At 43.2% G+C, this 16,729-nt stretch carries 13 protein-coding genes; 10 read left to right on the forward strand and 3 right to left on the reverse strand.

Annotated elements, in window-relative coordinates; all coding sequences use genetic code 11:
- Window positions 1-168: 168 nt before the first annotated feature.
- The 6 genes from KQP79_RS16465 (at window position 169) to leuB (ending at window position 7,065) form a co-directional block, all read left to right on the forward strand.
- Window positions 169-402 carry a hypothetical protein gene (locus KQP79_RS16465; RefSeq protein WP_004311794.1) on the forward strand — a complete coding sequence of 78 codons (234 nt, stop codon included), beginning with the start codon at window positions 169-171 and terminating at the stop codon, window positions 400-402.
- Between the two features lie 401 nt (window positions 403-803).
- Complete coding sequence (locus tag KQP79_RS16470; protein WP_004315472.1) at window positions 804-2,300, forward strand: 2-isopropylmalate synthase; 1,497 nt, start codon at window positions 804-806, stop codon at window positions 2,298-2,300.
- A gap of 81 nt (window positions 2,301-2,381) precedes the next feature.
- Complete coding sequence (gene leuC, locus KQP79_RS16475; protein ID WP_004311792.1) at window positions 2,382-3,776, forward strand: 3-isopropylmalate dehydratase large subunit; 1,395 nt, start codon at window positions 2,382-2,384, stop codon at window positions 3,774-3,776.
- A gap of 41 nt (window positions 3,777-3,817) precedes the next feature.
- Window positions 3,818-4,414, forward strand: a complete 597-nt coding sequence (gene leuD, locus KQP79_RS16480; RefSeq protein WP_004307192.1) for a 3-isopropylmalate dehydratase small subunit — start codon at window positions 3,818-3,820, stop codon at window positions 4,412-4,414.
- Window positions 4,396-5,943, forward strand: a complete 1,548-nt coding sequence (locus tag KQP79_RS16485; protein WP_004315473.1) for an alpha-isopropylmalate synthase regulatory domain-containing protein — start codon at window positions 4,396-4,398, stop codon at window positions 5,941-5,943. Before leuD ends, KQP79_RS16485 begins: the two co-directional genes overlap by 19 nt.
- Before the next feature lie 60 nt (window positions 5,944-6,003).
- Window positions 6,004-7,065: a 3-isopropylmalate dehydrogenase gene (leuB, locus tag KQP79_RS16490; protein ID WP_004311790.1), complete on the forward strand. Its 1,062-nt coding sequence runs from the start codon at window positions 6,004-6,006 to the stop codon at window positions 7,063-7,065.
- A 219-nt stretch (window positions 7,066-7,284) separates the two neighbouring features.
- Here the strand turns inward: leuB and KQP79_RS16495 are convergent, their stop codons facing one another.
- Together KQP79_RS16495 and KQP79_RS16500 are read right to left on the reverse strand one after the other, a co-directional pair.
- The gene (locus tag KQP79_RS16495; RefSeq protein WP_004311789.1) at window positions 7,285-7,974 is read right to left on the reverse strand and encodes a phosphatase PAP2 family protein; all 690 of its coding nucleotides are present in this window, start codon (window positions 7,972-7,974) and stop codon (window positions 7,285-7,287) included.
- A gap of 95 nt (window positions 7,975-8,069) precedes the next feature.
- Complete coding sequence (locus KQP79_RS16500; protein ID WP_008644767.1) at window positions 8,070-9,905, reverse strand: LTA synthase family protein; 1,836 nt, start codon at window positions 9,903-9,905, stop codon at window positions 8,070-8,072.
- A 131-nt stretch (window positions 9,906-10,036) separates the two neighbouring features.
- On the opposite strand from KQP79_RS16500, the gene cysK reads away from it, so the two are divergent.
- Together cysK and KQP79_RS16510 are read left to right on the forward strand one after the other, a co-directional pair.
- Window positions 10,037-10,987: a cysteine synthase A gene (cysK, locus tag KQP79_RS16505; protein WP_004311787.1), complete on the forward strand. Its 951-nt coding sequence runs from the start codon at window positions 10,037-10,039 to the stop codon at window positions 10,985-10,987.
- 27 nt (window positions 10,988-11,014) lie between these two features.
- On the forward strand, window positions 11,015-11,833 hold the full coding sequence (locus KQP79_RS16510; RefSeq protein WP_004311786.1) for a tetratricopeptide repeat protein: 819 nt from the start codon (window positions 11,015-11,017) through the stop codon (window positions 11,831-11,833).
- Between the two features lie 206 nt (window positions 11,834-12,039).
- On the opposite strand, the gene recQ is transcribed toward KQP79_RS16510, so the two are convergent.
- Entirely contained in the window at window positions 12,040-13,848 is a 1,809-nt protein-coding gene (recQ, locus tag KQP79_RS16515) for a DNA helicase RecQ (RefSeq protein ID WP_008025863.1), read from the reverse strand.
- Between the two features lie 270 nt (window positions 13,849-14,118).
- Between recQ and KQP79_RS16520 the strand changes: the two genes are divergently transcribed.
- Window positions 14,119-14,583: a helix-turn-helix domain-containing protein gene (locus KQP79_RS16520; protein WP_004301101.1), complete on the forward strand. Its 465-nt coding sequence runs from the start codon at window positions 14,119-14,121 to the stop codon at window positions 14,581-14,583.
- A 95-nt stretch (window positions 14,584-14,678) separates the two neighbouring features.
- Window positions 14,679-16,727 carry a dipeptidyl-peptidase 3 family protein gene (locus KQP79_RS16525; protein WP_008644768.1) on the forward strand — a complete coding sequence of 683 codons (2,049 nt, stop codon included), beginning with the start codon at window positions 14,679-14,681 and terminating at the stop codon, window positions 16,725-16,727.
- The last annotated feature ends 2 nt before the right edge of the window (window positions 16,728-16,729 follow it).

Below are 16,729 nucleotides of genomic sequence, written 5' to 3' on the forward strand. Positions count from 1 at the left end.
CGATGGTACTGCGTAACAGTGGGAGAGTAGGTAGCCGCCGTTTTTAGAGAAGCCCCTTGATTCAGCAACGAATCAAGGGGCTTTCTGTTGTTTGGTACTTTGCAAAAAAAGTGTTATATTTGCGACCGACAATTATTTTATTAAACGTTTAAAGCAAATTTGAAAAGTATGAAAACTAAATTATTTTTGGCTGCTGTAGCAGTAACATTTTCTTTTGCAATGATGTCTTGTGCTGGTAACAAAACTACTAACGCTGCTTCTGAAGGTGAAGAAACAACCGTAGAAACTGTAGAAGCTGTTGTTGAATCTGATTCTTGCTGCCAGGCTAAAGATTCTTGTGCTACTGCTTGCGACAAAAAAGCAGATTGCGCAGAAAAGAAAGAATGTTGCGATAAGAAGTAATCTATTGATTTAGAACAATAAAGAAGAAGAGGGAGAGAATGCTGAAAAACATTCTGCTCCCTCTTTTCTTTTAATGAAATATAGACCTGTATTCGTGATATATTTTTGGTAAAAATCGGCTTTAACTTATGAAATGATATTTTTTTCGATAAAAAAGTAACGTATTATTTGGTGGAAAAGAAATAATCCATACCTTTGCACCGTCAAACTATAAAAGAGACAAGAAATGAACCAGATGTTTATACATATTCTACTATGCGGTATTATTATTCTACTATCAAAGGTTAGTGGAAGTGAGTGCTGCGCGTAAATGTGTATAAATGAAAATATACGAAAGCCTTTCTCACTTCCAAGTGTGAAAGGCTTTTTTAATGCTAATAATTATATAATATACATTGAATATGGACAATAGGTTATTTATTTTTGATACCACTCTTAGAGATGGTGAACAGGTTCCGGGATGCCAGTTGAATACAGTAGAGAAGATTCAGGTAGCAAAGGCATTGGAAGCGTTGGGAGTAGACGTGATTGAAGCCGGATTCCCCATTTCGAGCCCGGGAGATTTTAATTCAGTGATTGAGATTTCAAAAGCGGTGACTTGGCCTACTATCTGTGCTTTAACACGTGCAGTTCAAAAAGATATTGATGTTGCTGTAGATGCACTGAAATTTGCTAAACATAAACGTATTCATACCGGTATCGGTACTTCTGATTCGCACATTAAATATAAATTCAATTCGAATCGTGAAGAGATTATCGAACGTGCGGTAGCTGCCGTGAAATACGCCCGCCGTTTTGTGGACGATGTAGAGTTTTATGCAGAAGACGCAGGCCGTACGGATAACGAATATCTGGCACGTGTGGTGGAAGCCGTTATCAAAGCAGGAGCTACCGTAGTGAATATTCCTGATACAACGGGTTATTGCTTACCTTCAGAATATGGTGCTAAAATAAAATACCTGATCGACCATGTAGACGGCATCGATAATGCCATACTTTCTACTCACTGTCACAACGACTTGGGTATGGCTACTGCCAATACGATAGCCGGTGTTTTGAACGGCGCACGTCAGGTGGAAGTGACCATCAACGGTATCGGCGAACGTGCAGGAAATACTGCCCTCGAAGAAATCGCCATGATTATCAAAAGTCACCACGAAATAGATATTCAGACCAATATCAATACACAGAAGATTTATCCGACCAGCCGCATGGTATCCAGCTTAATGAATATGCCAGTACAGCCGAATAAAGCGATCGTTGGACGTAATGCTTTCGCACATTCTTCAGGTATCCATCAGGACGGTGTATTGAAGAATGTACAGACGTATGAGATTATTGATCCGCATGATGTGGGTATTGATGATAACTCTATCGTATTGACAGCCCGTAGCGGACGTGCCGCATTGAAAAATCGTCTTTCTATTTTGGGAGTTGACCTGGAGCAGGAAAAGCTGGATAAGGTATATGATGAGTTCTTGAAGTTGGCTGATAAGAAAAAAGATATTAATGATGACGATATTTTAGTATTGGCAGGCGCAGACCGTAGCCAGAATCATCGCATCAAACTGGATTATTTGCAGGTGACGAGTGGTGTCGGCGTTCGTTCGGTAGCTAGTTTGGGATTGAACATTGCCGGTGAGAAGTTTGAGGCTTGTGCTAGTGGTAACGGTCCGGTAGATGCAGCTATCAAGGCATTGAAGAAGATTGTAGAACGCCACATGACTTTGAAAGAGTTTACTATTCAGGCTATCAGCAAGGGAAGTGATGATGTAGGTAAAGTACACATGCAGGTAGAATACGATAACCAGATTTATTATGGTTTTGGAGCTAATACAGATATTATTGCCGCTTCCGTAGAAGCTTATATTGACTGTATTAATAAATTCAAATCATAAAAAAGAGACTGACAGTCGTATCGGCATTGTAGAGGTTGACTAAAATAGTAAATAGTAATTAGTAAAATAGTAAATAAACAGATGAATACATTATTTGATAAGATATGGGATGCCCACGTGGTGACTACTGTGGAAGATGGTCCTACACAGCTTTATATTGATCGCTTATATTGTCACGAAGTGACTAGTCCGCAAGCTTTTGCCGGATTGCGTGAACGTGGAATCGGAGTGTTGCGTCCGGAAAAGGTATTTTGTATGCCCGACCATAATACACCGACACACGATCAGGATAAGGAGATTGAGGATCCGATTTCTAAAACGCAGGTCGACACATTGACTAAGAATGCGAAGGATTTTGGTTTGACACACTACGGTATGATGCATCCGAAGAATGGAATTATCCATGTGGTAGGTCCCGAACGTGGTTTGACTTTGCCGGGAATGACGATTGTCTGCGGTGACTCTCACACTTCTACTCATGGTGCGATGGGAGCAATCGCTTTCGGCATCGGAACAAGTGAAGTGGAAATGGTATTGGCTTCGCAATGTATTCTTCAGTCAAGACCGAAAACAATGCGTATCACCGTAGACGGTGAACTGGGCAAAGGGGTGACTGCAAAAGATGTAGCTCTGTATATGATGTCCAAGATGACTACCAGCGGTGCTACCGGTTACTTCGTAGAATATGCAGGTTCGGCTATCCGCAATCTGACAATGGAGGGACGTCTTACCCTTTGTAACCTTTCTATCGAAATGGGTGCACGTGGAGGGATGGTTGCTCCGGACGAAGTGACTTTTGAATATATCAAGGGACGTGAAAGTGCTCCGCAAGGCGAAGCATGGGACAAGGCTTTGGCATATTGGAAGACATTGAAGAGTGATGACGATGCCGTATTCGACAAGGAAGTCCGTTTTGAAGCTGCTGATATTGAGCCGATGATTACTTACGGAACGAATCCGGGTATGGGTATGGGCATCACACAGCACATTCCTACGATGGAAGGAATGAGCGAAGCTGCACAGGTTTCATTCAAGAAATCAATGGACTACATGGGATTCCAACCGGGAGAATCTTTGTTGGGCAAAAAGATTGATTATGTATTCCTTGGAGCTTGTACAAACGGTCGTATCGAAGATTTCCGTGCATTTGCTTCCATCGTGAAAGGTCGCAAGAAAGCGGAAAATGTAATTGCATGGCTGGTTCCGGGTTCATGGATGGTAGACGCACAGATCCGTAAGGAAGGAATCGACAAGATTTTGACGGAAGCCGGATTTGCTATTCGTCAGCCGGGATGTTCTGCTTGTCTGGCGATGAACGATGATAAGATTCCTGCCGGAAAATATTCGGTATCTACCAGCAACCGTAACTTCGAAGGACGTCAGGGACCTGGTGCACGCACCTTGTTAGCTAGTCCTCTGGTGGCTGCTGCTGCTGCGGTGACAGGTGTGATTACCGATCCGAGAGAACTGATGTAATTTCAATCATAAATCATAATTTATAATTCATAAATAAGGCGATGGCTAAGACAAAATTTAATATAATCACAAGTACTTGTGTACCTCTTCCTTTAGAAAACGTAGATACCGACCAGATTATTCCGGCACGTTTCTTGAAAGCAACCACTCGTGAAGAGAAATTCTTCGGTGATAACCTTTTCCGTGACTGGCGTTACAATGCAGATGGTTCCCTGAACAAGGATTTTGTGTTGAACAACCCTACTTACAGCGGACAGATATTGGTGGCAGGTAAGAACTTCGGTTCGGGTTCCAGCCGTGAACACGCAGCCTGGGCAATTGCCGGCTATGGTTTCCGTGTGGTGGTATCCAGTTTTTTTGCCGATATTCATAAGAATAATGAGTTGAACAACTTTGTGCTTCCGGTGGTTGTAACCGAAGAGTTTCTGCAAGAATTGTTCGATTCGATAGAAGCAGACCCGAAGATGGAAGTGGAAGTGAATCTTCCCGAACAGACCATCACCAACAAGGCGACAGGTAAAAGTGAACATTTTGAAATCAATGCTTACAAGAAACTTTGTTTGATGAACGGATTGGACGATATCGATTTCTTGTTAAGCAATAAAGATAAAATAGAAGAATGGGAAAAGAAGGCGTGAAAATAGAAATCATGGACACAACGCTCCGTGATGGTGAACAAACCAGCGGAGTATCTTTCGTGCCTCATGAGAAACTAATGATCGCCCGTTTGCTGTTAGAAGATTTGAAGGTAGACCGGGTGGAGGTTGCTTCGGCGCGTGTGTCGGACGGTGAGTTTGAAGCCGTGAAGATGATTTGCGACTGGGCGGCCCGTCGTAATCTGCTCCATAAAGTGGAAGTGCTCGGCTTTGTTGACGGGCATACTTCTGTCGATTGGATTCAGCGTACTGGTTGTCGCGTGATTAATCTTCTTTGCAAAGGTTCACTGAAGCATTGTACGCAACAACTGAAAAAGACACCGGAAGAACATCTGGCAGATATCATTAATGTGGTGCATTATGCCGACGAGCAGGATATAACCGTCAATGTTTATCTGGAAGATTGGAGTAACGGTATCAAGGATTCTCCCGAATATGTATTCCAGTTGATGGATGGATTGCAAGAGACGAGTGTCAAGCGTTATATGTTGCCTGACACGTTGGGTATCTTGAATCCCTTGCAAGTGATAGAGTATATGCGGAAGATGAAGAAACGTTATCCGAATACTCATCTCGATTTCCATGCGCACAATGACTATGATTTGGCAGTGAGCAACGTTCTTGCAGCCGTATTAAGCGGTGTCAAAGGACTGCATACCACCATCAACGGACTGGGCGAACGGGCTGGAAATGCTCCCCTCGCAAGTGTGCAAGCCATCCTGAAAGATCATTTCAATGCGGCGACCAATATCGACGAGAGCCGTTTGAATGATGTCAGCCGGGTAGTGGAGTCTTATTCGGGCATTATGATACCTGCCAACAAACCGATTGTAGGTGAGAATGTCTTTACGCAAGTGGCAGGAGTACATGCCGACGGAGATAACAAAAATAATCTTTACTGTAATGATTTGCTTCCCGAACGCTTTGGCCGTAAACGTGAATATGCGTTGGGCAAGACAAGCGGCAAAGCCAATATCCGCAAAAATCTCGAAGACCTCGGATTGGAGCTGGATGAAGATGCTATGCGCAAGGTGACGGAGCGTATCATCGAACTGGGCGACAAGAAAGAATTGGTGACACAGGAAGATTTGCCGTACATCGTTTCTGATGTGTTGAAGCATGGAGCGATTGGTGAGAAGGTCAAACTGAAGAGCTATTTTGTGAATCTGGCTCATGGATTGAAACCGATGGCTACGTTGAAGATAGAAATCAACGGAAAAGAGTACGAAGAGAGTTCAGGCGGTGATGGCCAGTATGATGCTTTTGTTCGTGCATTGCGTAAGATATATAAGGTGACATTGGGACGCAAATTCCCGATGCTGACCAATTATGCGGTGACAATCCCTCCTGGTGGGCGCACGGATGCATTTGTGCAGACAGTAATCACATGGAGTTATGACGAGCAGGTGTTCCGTACCCGCGGACTTGATGCCGATCAGACGGAAGCTGCCATCAAAGCTACTATGAAGATGTTGAACCTCATCGAAGATGAATACGAGAAGAGCAAGTGAGAGATAACTTGCCCAAAGAATGTTTTTTATAAGAATATATAAATAGAAGAATAAACGATTATGGATTTTAAAATTGCTGTATTAGCAGGCGACGGCATCGGACCGGAGATCTCTGTGCAAGGTGTAGATGTGATGAGTGCTGTTTGCGAGAAGTTTGGCCACAAAGTAAGTTACGAATATGCAATCTGTGGAGCTGATGCGATTGATAAAGTAGGCGATCCGTTTCCGGAAGCAACCTATCAGGTTTGTAAAGATGCGGATGCTGTTTTATTCTCTGCCGTAGGCGATCCGAAATTTGATAACGACCCTACTGCTAAGGTACGTCCGGAACAAGGTTTGTTGGCGATGCGTAAGAAATTGGGACTTTTCGCTAATATCCGTCCGGTGCAGACATTCAAATGCCTGATTCACAAATCTCCGTTGCGTGCGGAACTGGTAGAGAACGCAGATTTTATCTGTATCCGTGAGTTGACCGGAGGTATGTATTTCGGTGAAAAGTATCAGGATAATGACAAAGCGTATGATACCAACTATTATACTCGCCCGGAAATCGAACGTATCTTGAAAGTGGCTTTTGAATATGCGATGAAGCGCAGAAAACACCTGACGGTGGTAGATAAGGCAAACGTGTTGGCTTCTTCCCGTCTGTGGCGTCAGATTGCACAGGAAATGGCTCCGAACTATCCGGAAGTGACAACAGATTATATGTTTGTGGACAATGCTGCAATGAAGATGATTCAGGAACCTGCTTTCTTCGATGTGATGGTAACGGAAAACACCTTCGGTGATATTCTGACTGACGAAGGTTCTGTAATCAGTGGTTCTATGGGCTTGCTTCCTTCTGCTTCCACAGGCGAGAGTACTCCGGTGTTTGAACCGATTCACGGTTCATGGCCGCAGGCTAAAGGATTGAATATTGCTAATCCGTTGGCACAAATTCTTTCCGTAGCTATGTTGTTCGAGTATTTCGATTGCAAAGAAGAAGGTGCGCTGATTCGTAAAGCAGTAGACGCTTCTTTGGATGAGAATGTACGTACACCGGAAATTCAGGTGGCTGACGGTGCTAAATACGGAACGAAAGAAGTAGGACAGTGGATTGTTGATTATATCAAGAAAGCTTGATATTCTACACCACAGATTACACCGATTCACACAGATTGCTGATGGAGCTGTATAACAGCCCTTTATAAATAATTTCACCCACGTTATAGCTATCTATAACGTGGGTGATTTTTAATATTCAGATTTTGTTTGATAACTCCACTTACTCTTCATTCTTCTTGTGGAATATCTTTTTTATCATTTGAAATCTGTGTGAATCTGTGCAATCTGTGGTGAACCTTACCAGCTTTTAATTATGGAATATATAATGATACCGAGCACTGTCAGCAATCCTACATAAATAGTGACTGGCCATTGTTTTATATCTTTTCTCTTCGTACGGGTGGAAGGTTCCAAATAAATGGCTATTTTGTGAGCGATAGTACAGAATAGCCAACCGCCGAATCCTCCGATAATACCTCCTACGAGTAAATCACCGGGATAATGTACACCCAAGTATATACGTGTATAGCAGTTAAGAATTGCCCAAGTTACGATGAAAATACTTAGCCAACGTTTACGGAACAGAAATACTACAAACATGGCAAGACCCAATGAATTGGCCGCATGGCACGATGGGAAACCATAACTTCCTCCACGATACCCGTTTACGATATATACCATATCCACAATAGGGTTGTCCGGATTGGCGGGACGCAGGCGTGCCACTACCGGGCGGATGATACTGCTGCACATTTGGTCGGCAAAGGTTATCGTGAGCGCGATAGCTGCCACATAACATACGACTACCTTCCAATGGAAATTTCTTAATAATATGTATAATATGGTGGCATACATGGGAACCCAGATTATTTTACCCGTAAAGGAACTCATGAAATAATCCCAGAAAGGGGAGTGTATACCATTGAAAGATAAGAAGATATTTGTATCTATCTCCGAAAGGAATTGCACGATTTCGCTATGTATCATCCGGCTTTATTGATCTATTTTTAACGTCGCAAATATACAATAAAGAATAGTAAATGTCCTATATTACCTTATAAATATTCCATATTTCTTAATAATTAGCGTTTGGCAAGATCATCGTAGAGCTTCTGTAAGAACGCTTTTCCTTTTTCCAGGTTAGCTCCTTTGGCGGTGCCTTCGTCCAGTTGTACGGTATTGGCGTCCAGATTGTACACCAATTGGTTATCGGCAGTAATCATTCCGAAATAATCCGGCCGGGTAAAGTATGCGAAATGAGGAGAACCCGGATTCAGGATATTCTTGCTGAAAGTAAATTCATCGTGCGGCAATCCTAATTGAGCGAGCAAAGTGGCGGCAATGTCAATTTGCGAAGCATAGGTATCTATTACGAGAGGTTGTTTAATTGCACCTCCGATTAAAATCAGCGGAATGGTTTGTCCGTCCAGCGGATTTTCTATCGGGTATGGGTATGCACCCTGATGATCGGGAACGAGAACAAACAGTGTGTTTTTCCATAACGGTGTTTCCTGATACTGTTTCACGAAATTTCCCACACAACTGTCGGCATACGCAAAGGAGTTGAGGACTTTATCATCCAGCCTGTGGAACGGAACTTCGAATGGTTCGTGGCTGCTTGATGTCTGAACCAGTTTCAGGAATGGCTCTTCTTGTTTTTCTTCTTTCAGGTCTTTCATCAGGCGTTGGAACAAAACGTGATCTTGTGCTCCCCATTTTCCGGTACGTTCGGACAGAGGGAAATCTTTATCGGAAATAATCTTCTCGATTCCGGAAGATACCAGGTAAGAGCGCATATTGGTGAAATCGGCATCTCCTCCATAGTAGTATTCGAGGCTGTATCCTGCATTTTTCAAGCTGCGGGGGATGGAAGGAAGTTTGTCCGTCTTTTCGGGATATTTCATGATGCTGGTGCTCGGCTGTCCGGGATATCCGCTGATGATAGATGCCAGTCCGCGGTCTGTGCGGAAACTGCTGCCGTAGAAGTTGCTGAATAATACGCCTTCTTTTGCGAATTTATCCATGTTGACAGCCACATTGGGTTGTCCTCCGAAAGTTTCCATCAAGTGTGTGGAGAAACTCTCAAGGATAATGAAAATAATGTTCGGGCGTTGTGTATTCAATAATTGGGGGATGCTGTCGGTTACTGCGACGGGTTTGTCTACCATCTCTGCAAATAATTCGTCGGCTATTTTCGGGTCCATGAAGCGATACTGCTTATCGAAATTATTCTGATGGGTGGCAGAATACATGAAGCTGAATGCCGGATTAATGGCTGCATGATTCATGCGTTGGTCCTGACTGAAATACACCTTGCTTAAATTCATGGTGGATACGCTGAATCCGCCCCGGATAGGGATGAAGAGTGCCGCTGTCAGCAAAAGCAGTGCAAGCGAGACATTCTGGCGTCGATAAGGTATTTTCAGAGGCTTTTTCTCCCGGATAAGGACACAATAGAAAATACAGTATAGAATTGCTGCATAGATCAATATAGCCAGAATTCCAAGTAGTACGAACCAAAAACTGACACTTGCCATGGCATCTTTGGGAGAAGAGAAAAAATAGAAAATAGGAGTGGCGTCCAGACGGAATCCCCAAAAGCCATACAATCCCAGGTCGATGATAAAAATGCAGGCCATGACAAAGGCTATTACTCCGAAATATCCTTGCCGGATGCGGCGGAGTATGGATGAATTTGTCCAGGCGGAAGCAATGAGCAGGATTCCGGGGATAGCGGTCAGGTAGCCCGCAAGAGATAAATCCAGTGGTAATCCGTGCCACATGACGCGGAAATAGTCACCCAAAGATACATTAGTATATAAGTCATGGTAGTAAACCATGAAGATTGGTTTCTGAAGAACGAATAAAAGAACAAATAAAAAATAGGTCGTGAGAAATTGTATAATTCTCTTTTTCATATATGTAAACTTAAAAAGATTGAACGGATACAAAGTTACTATACTTTTCCTTATCTTTCTCATGATGTGATGTAAAACATACCTTTTTTTCCATATCTTTGTCGTGTTTGTGACAAAAATGAAGTAATAAGATGGCAAAGATTGCAAAGAAACTAACAGATTTAGTGGGGAATACCCCTTTGATGGAACTTTCCGGTTATAGTGGAAAGTATGGTCTGGAACAAAATATTATTGCCAAACTGGAGGCTTTTAATCCGGCGGGAAGTGTAAAAGACAGAGTCGCTCTTTCGATGATTGAAGATGCGGAAGCTCGTGGAGCATTGAAACCCGGTGCAACGATTATTGAGCCGACAAGCGGAAATACAGGTGTAGGGTTGGCAATGGTGGCTACTATTAAAGGGTATCACCTGATATTGACCATGCCCGAAACGATGAGTCTGGAACGGCGGAATCTGTTGAAAGCGTTGGGTGCGCAGATTGTATTGACAGATGGGCTGGGAGGGATGGCAGCTTCCATTGCCAAAGCGCAGGAGTTGCGTGATAGTATTCCCGGTTCGGTGATTTTGCAACAATTTGAAAATCCCGCCAATGCTGCTGTTCATGAACGGACAACGGGTGAAGAAATTTGGAGGGATACAGACGGTGAAGTGGCCGTTTTTGTAGCCGGAGTTGGTACCGGGGGAACAGTCTGCGGGGTAGCTCGTGCTTTGAAGAAACATAATCCGAATATTTATATTGTTGCTGTGGAACCGGCATCGTCTCCAGTGTTGGCAGGCGGAGAGGCGGCCTCGCATCGTATTCAAGGTATTGGAGCGAATTTTATCCCGAAGCTTTATGATGCTTCGGTGGTGGATGAAGTAATAGGCGTGCCAGATGATGAAGCGATTCGTGCAGGACGTGAGTTAGCGGCAACAGAAGGTCTGTTGGCGGGTATTTCTTCGGGAGCAGCTGTGTATGCCGCCCGTCAACTGTCACAACGTCCGGAATTTAAGAACAAAAAAATAGTAGCGTTGTTACCTGATACGGGAGAGCGTTATTTGTCGACCGAACTGTTTGCTTTTGACGCATATCCATTGGATTAATTCATTCACTATAAAAAGATCTGAACCATGGTAAGAATAATTATAGCTTTGCTTTTTTGTTTTCCGGCTGTTACCTTTGCGCAAACCTATCAGCAATTGTCCGAGAGAGCCATTGAGTGTATCGAAAAAGACAGTCTTCCCCAGGCAGAGGAACTTTTGCTTCAGGCTTTGAAGTTGGAACCGAAAAACGCAAAGAATGCACTGCTTTTTTCTAACTTGGGATTGGTTCAGCGCCGTTTGGGCGAGTTTGATAAAGCATTGGAATCTTATTCTTTTGCACTGAACTTTGCTCCTTTGGCAGTCCCTATTTTGCTCGACCGTGCCGCCATTTATATGGAAATGGGAAAAACAGACCGTGCTTATACGGATTATTGCCAGGTGTTGGACGAGGATAAGCAGAACAAAGAAGCTTTGTTGATGCGTGCTTATATTTATGTGCTCCGCCGCGATTATCCGGCTGCGAGAATAGATTATAATCGTTTATTGGAACTCGATCCGCAGAGCTATAGCGGACGGCTGGGACTGGCTACTTTGGAGCAGAAAGAAGGAAAATTCCGGGAAGCTCTTGAAATATTGAATAAGATGCTTGCGGCCACTCCTGAAGATGCGACGCTCTATATTGCCCGTGCCGATGTGGAACGTGAGATGAAACATGAAGACTTGGCGTTGGTCGATTTGGAGGAAGCCATCCGGTTGGATGCTGCCTCGGCTGATGCTTATCTGTTGCGTGGAAATATCTACCTGGCACAGAAGAAGAAAGGATTGGCAAAAGCTGACTTTGAAAAAGCTATTTCATTGGGAGTGCCTCCGGCTGATTTGCACGAGCAATTGCGGCAATGCAAGTGAAGTTATTAATAAGCCAACTATATCTTTCCGGTTTACATAAGTGAGCGCCTTTTGCTATGGACATTAGTTCGTTCCACAGTTGTTTCCCTTTAGTTCTACCTATGTGGAACTAAAGGGAAACAACTGTGGAACGGAAAGATAACCTTAGTGGAACGAATAATCATTAGTCAGGTGACTCGTTAATATATACTATTCAAGAATTTCTTTTATTCTACGAACTGTCTAATCAGATTTACGAAATCCTTTCCATATTTCTTTTTCTTGTGTTCGCCGATACCACTGATTTCTCCAAACTCTTCGATGGTGGTGGGACGTGAGATGCAAAGCAGATGCAACACTTTGTCTGACAATACGATATAGGCGGGCAAAGCTTCCTGATCGGCAAGCTGTTTTCTTAATCCTCGCAATGCTTCGAACAAATCTTGGCTTTCGCCACCTGCCGCACCAAAGGGGAGTTCTTTGGCGATAACCACTTTTTTCTTTTTTCCTTTTCGGGTAACTGCTTCCTCATGCTGGATAACTACCAATGCCGCTTGTGTCCTTCCGAAGAGAACATCACTTCCGCTTGACGTTATTTTGAGATGATTATTCTCATTATAAGCTATTTCAAAGTAGCCGAGTTGCAGCATTTGAAGCAGATAGTCTTGCCAGTCACGAGGAGGAATGTCGCGTCCGGCACCGAACGTTTTAAGTTCCTGATACCCTTTTCCGGTTACTTCCGCAGAATAGTTTCCACGAAGAATATCAATCAACACTCCTGTGCTGATTTGTTGTTCTGTGCGTGCGATGGCACTTAATGCTTTTTGCACGATGACTGTACCGTCGAATCGTTGAGGGGGATTTTTACAAACATCGCAGTTACCGCAATCCTCTGTTGTTGTTTCTCCGAAGTAGCTTAATAAGATTCTTCGTCGGCAAATATCGGCCTCTGCGTATTGCTGCATACGTTGGAGCTTTTCCAGATTGATATTTTGCTGATTACTTTCCGAAGCGAATTTAGTTAGTAATATTAAGTCGCCTAATGAATAAAACAGGACAGTATTGCTGGGAAGCCCGTCACGTCCGGCACGTCCTATTTCCTGATAAAAGCTTTCTATACTTTTAGGCAGGTTATAATGTATCACCCAGCGGACATTTGATTTATCAATCCCCATTCCAAAAGCAATGGTGGCACATACCACTTGTATGCGGTCGTTAATAAAATCATTCTGTGTTTCGTCCCGGTGTTGAGTGGATAACCCGGCGTGATAAACACCGCAGCGGATACCCTGCTTCTGTAACATCTGTGCGACGGTTTCCGTCTTACTTCGACTCATGCAGTAAATAATCCCGCTTTCTTCCCCGTGGCGGTGGATAAATTCTAAGATAGCCTTGTTCTTTTCCTTCGCTTGAAATCCACGTTTCACAGTCAGGCTGATGTTGGGACGGTCGAACGAGGAAATGAAGGTACGCGGATGGTTCAGATGCAATTGCCGTACGATGTCTTCACGCGTGATTTTATCCGCGGTGGCAGTTAGTGCGACAATTGGTATTTGCGGAAATTGTTGGTGGAGCACTCCCATTTGTGTGTATTCCGGACGGAAATCATGTCCCCATTGCGAAATACAATGAGCTTCATCAATAGCAAACAGAGAGATGTTCATATCCCGCAACAAATAGTCCTTTTCAGCTAAAAGTTTTTCCGGTGAAATGTAAAGCAGCTTCAGGCGACCTTCAATGCATGCGCGGCGCAGATTAGCGTTTTCTGTTTCGTCATTACTGCTGTTCAGCGCTCCGGCAGCGATGCCGTTTGCCAGCAATGCTTCTACCTGATCTTTCATCAATGAGATGAGGGGAGAAACGACAACGGCAGTACCTTCGCAAAGCAGTGCGGGAAGTTGGTAACAGATTGATTTCCCCCCACCAGTGGGCATTAATACCAATGCATCCTGTTTGTTCAGGATGTGTCGGATGATTTCTTCTTGCAGAGGACGGAAATTATCGTACCCGAAATATGTCTTTAAAGTCTCTCTCATTGATGCTGATTTATCCATGCTGCAAAGGTACATTTTTCTTTGGCAATTTTTCATCATGTGTAGATTTCTGTTTCTGATATGAATTATAAATAAGTTAAAGTTTCTTATTATTCGGACTCATTCCTTCTTTTTCAAGGTTTTTGATTGTTTATTTAGAAAAAAAATGCACAAAATAATTGTGTGTTTAAAAAAAAAGTAAGACATTTGTAACATGTTACGTTGCAAATGAGCAATTATTAACAAATGAACAAACCCTAACCAGTTAATTCAATGAGCGATTTAGAGAACAAAAAAACGGAAGAAACTCCGAAAAAACGTCCCTACAATTTGAGGGAAAAGAAAGAAAAGAAGGCTGCATACAGGTCTTTGATTAGACCGGAATTGGCAGACGAGTTGTATGACAAGATCCTGAATATCATCGTTGTACAGAAGAAGTACAAGGATCCTGACTATTCAGCTAAGGACTTGGCGAAAGAATTGAAGACGAATACTCGTTACCTTTCTGCAGTAGTAAACTCACGCTTTGGCATGAACTATTCTTGCCTGTTGAATGAATACAGAGTAAAAGATGCTTTGCATTTATTGACTGACAAACGTTATGCCGACAAAAATGTGGAAGAAATTAGTGCCATGGTTGGCTTTGCAAATCGTCAATCTTTTTACGCTGCATTTTACAAAAACGTAGGTGAGACTCCTAATGGATATCGCAAAAAACATCTCGAAAATAAGAAATAATTGCGCGTTCCGAAATTAGTCAAAAGGAATTACCTCTAAATGAAAGATTTTGGAGATAATTCCTTTTCTCATTTTAATTAATCAATGCTAGCATTATGAAAAAACATCTGATTTTAATGACAGTGGCCGCTACGCTTTTAACATCGTGCGGAGGAAGTAAAACAACAACTGCTGAAGCAGACAAATTTGATTATACAGTGGAACAATTTGCTGATTTACAGATATTGCGTTATAAAGTTCCCGGATTTGAAGAACTGACGCTGAAACAGAAGGAACTGATTTATTACCTGACAGAGGCTGCTCTGGAGGGAAGGGATATTCTGTTTGACCAGAATGGAAAATATAATTTGAGAATCCGTCGGATGCTCGAAGCAGTATATACAAACTATCAGGGAGATAAAACAACGCCTGATTTTAAAAATATGGAGGTGTATCTGAAAAGGGTATGGTTCTCCAATGGTATTCATCACCACTATGGTACGGAGAAATTCGTGCCCAACTTCTCGCAGGAGTTCTTGAAACAGGCTGTACTCGGTATAGATGCCAAGTTGCTGCCGTTGGCGAAAGGACAGACTGCCGAACAACTTTGTGCCGAACTGTTTCCGGTGATTTTCGATCCGACTGTTATGCCGAAACGGGTAAACCAGGCAGATGGCGAAGATCTTGTGTTGACTTCTGCTTGTAACTATTATGACGGAGTGACGCAGAAAGAGGCAGAGAGTTTTTATAGCGCCCTGAAAGACCCGAAAGACGAAACACCGGTTTCTTACGGGCTGAACAGTCGGCTGGTCAAAGAAAACGGAAAGTTGGAGGAGAAAGTTTGGAAAGTAGGCGGACTCTATACACAGGCAATAGAGAAGATTGTTTATTGGCTGAAGAAAGCGGAAGGTGTAGCAGAGAATGAGGCACAAAAGGCCGTCATCACCAAACTGATTCAATTCTATGAAACAGGCAATCTGAAAGATTTCGATGAATATGCCATTCTTTGGGTGAAAGACCTTGATTCACGAATCGACTTTGTGAATGGATTTACTGAAAGTTACGGTGACCCGTTGGGTATGAAAGCGAGCTGGGAGTCTTTGGTGAATTTCAAAGATTTGGAATCAACGCACCGCACAGAGATAATCAGTAGCAATGCGCAGTGGTTTGAAGATCATTCTCCGGTAGATAAATCTTTCAAGAAAGAAAAGGTAAAAGGGGTATCGGCTAAAGTGATTACTGCCGCTATCCTTGCAGGTGATCTTTACCCGGCAACGGCTATCGGTATCAATCTGCCGAATGCAAACTGGATTCGTGCTCACCACGGCTCTAAATCGGTGACAATCGGAAATATAACAGATGCTTATAATAAAGCCGCTCACGGAAACGGATTCAACGAAGAATTTGTTTATAGCGATGCGGAAATACAACTGATCGATGCGTATTCTGATTTAACGGATGAGCTGCATACGGACTTGCACGAATGTTTAGGACACGGTTCCGGTAAGTTACTTCCGGAGGTAGATCCTGATGCTTTGAAAGCATACGGCTCTACCATCGAAGAGGCGCGTGCCGATTTGTTCGGATTGTATTATGTGGCTGACCCTAAGCTGGTGGAACTGGGACTTCTCTCTTCTCCCGATGCTTATAAAGCTCAATATTATACTTATCTGATGAACGGTCTGATGACGCAATTGGTACGTATCGAACCGGGAAATACTGTGGAAGAAGCTCACATGCGTAACCGCCAGTTGATAGCCCGTTGGGTATTTGAGAAGGGGGCTGCCGATAAAGTGGTGGAATTGGTGAAGAAAGACGGAAAGACTTATGTGGTTATCAATGACTATCAGAAAGTACGCGAGCTTTTCGGCGAATTGTTGGCTGAAATCCAGCGAATCAAATCGACAGGCGACTTTGAAGGTGCCCGTTCATTGGTAGAAAACTATGCCGTAAAAGTAGATCCGGCTTTACATGCAGAAGTTCTGGAACGTTATAAGAAGTTGAATCTGGCTCCTTATAAAGGTTTTGTGAATCCGAAATACGAACTGGTGACAGATGAAAACGGAAACGTTACGGATGTCACAGTTTCTTATGATGAAGGTTATGTAGAACAAATGTTGCGTTACAGCACTGATTATTCTCCGCTGCCTTCCATAAACAACTGATC

Origin of the sequence: Bacteroides sp. DH3716P (genome assembly GCF_025914115.1) — a bacterium.
Taxonomy (GTDB): domain Bacteria; phylum Bacteroidota; class Bacteroidia; order Bacteroidales; family Bacteroidaceae; genus Bacteroides; species Bacteroides ovatus.

Bases quoted from the DNA above. Each gene is read 5' to 3' on its own strand.
- KQP79_RS16465 (WP_004311794.1), top strand. From the start codon at position 169: ATGAAAACTAAATTATTTTTGGCTGCTGTAGCAGTAACATTTTCTTTT.
- KQP79_RS16470 (WP_004315472.1), top strand. From the start codon at position 804: ATGGACAATAGGTTATTTATTTTTGATACCACTCTTAGAGATGGTGAA.
- leuC (WP_004311792.1), top strand. From the start codon at position 2,382: ATGAATACATTATTTGATAAGATATGGGATGCCCACGTGGTGACTACT.
- leuD (WP_004307192.1), top strand. From the start codon at position 3,818: ATGGCTAAGACAAAATTTAATATAATCACAAGTACTTGTGTACCTCTT.
- KQP79_RS16485 (WP_004315473.1), top strand. From the start codon at position 4,396: ATGGGAAAAGAAGGCGTGAAAATAGAAATCATGGACACAACGCTCCGT.
- leuB (WP_004311790.1), top strand. From the start codon at position 6,004: ATGGATTTTAAAATTGCTGTATTAGCAGGCGACGGCATCGGACCGGAG.
- KQP79_RS16495 (WP_004311789.1), bottom strand. From the start codon at position 7,974: ATGATACATAGCGAAATCGTGCAATTCCTTTCGGAGATAGATACAAAT.
- KQP79_RS16500 (WP_008644767.1), bottom strand. From the start codon at position 9,905: ATGAAAAAGAGAATTATACAATTTCTCACGACCTATTTTTTATTTGTT.
- cysK (WP_004311787.1), top strand. From the start codon at position 10,037: ATGGCAAAGATTGCAAAGAAACTAACAGATTTAGTGGGGAATACCCCT.
- KQP79_RS16510 (WP_004311786.1), top strand. From the start codon at position 11,015: ATGGTAAGAATAATTATAGCTTTGCTTTTTTGTTTTCCGGCTGTTACC.
- recQ (WP_008025863.1), bottom strand. From the start codon at position 13,848: ATGAGAGAGACTTTAAAGACATATTTCGGGTACGATAATTTCCGTCCT.
- KQP79_RS16520 (WP_004301101.1), top strand. From the start codon at position 14,119: ATGAGCGATTTAGAGAACAAAAAAACGGAAGAAACTCCGAAAAAACGT.
- KQP79_RS16525 (WP_008644768.1), top strand. From the start codon at position 14,679: ATGAAAAAACATCTGATTTTAATGACAGTGGCCGCTACGCTTTTAACA.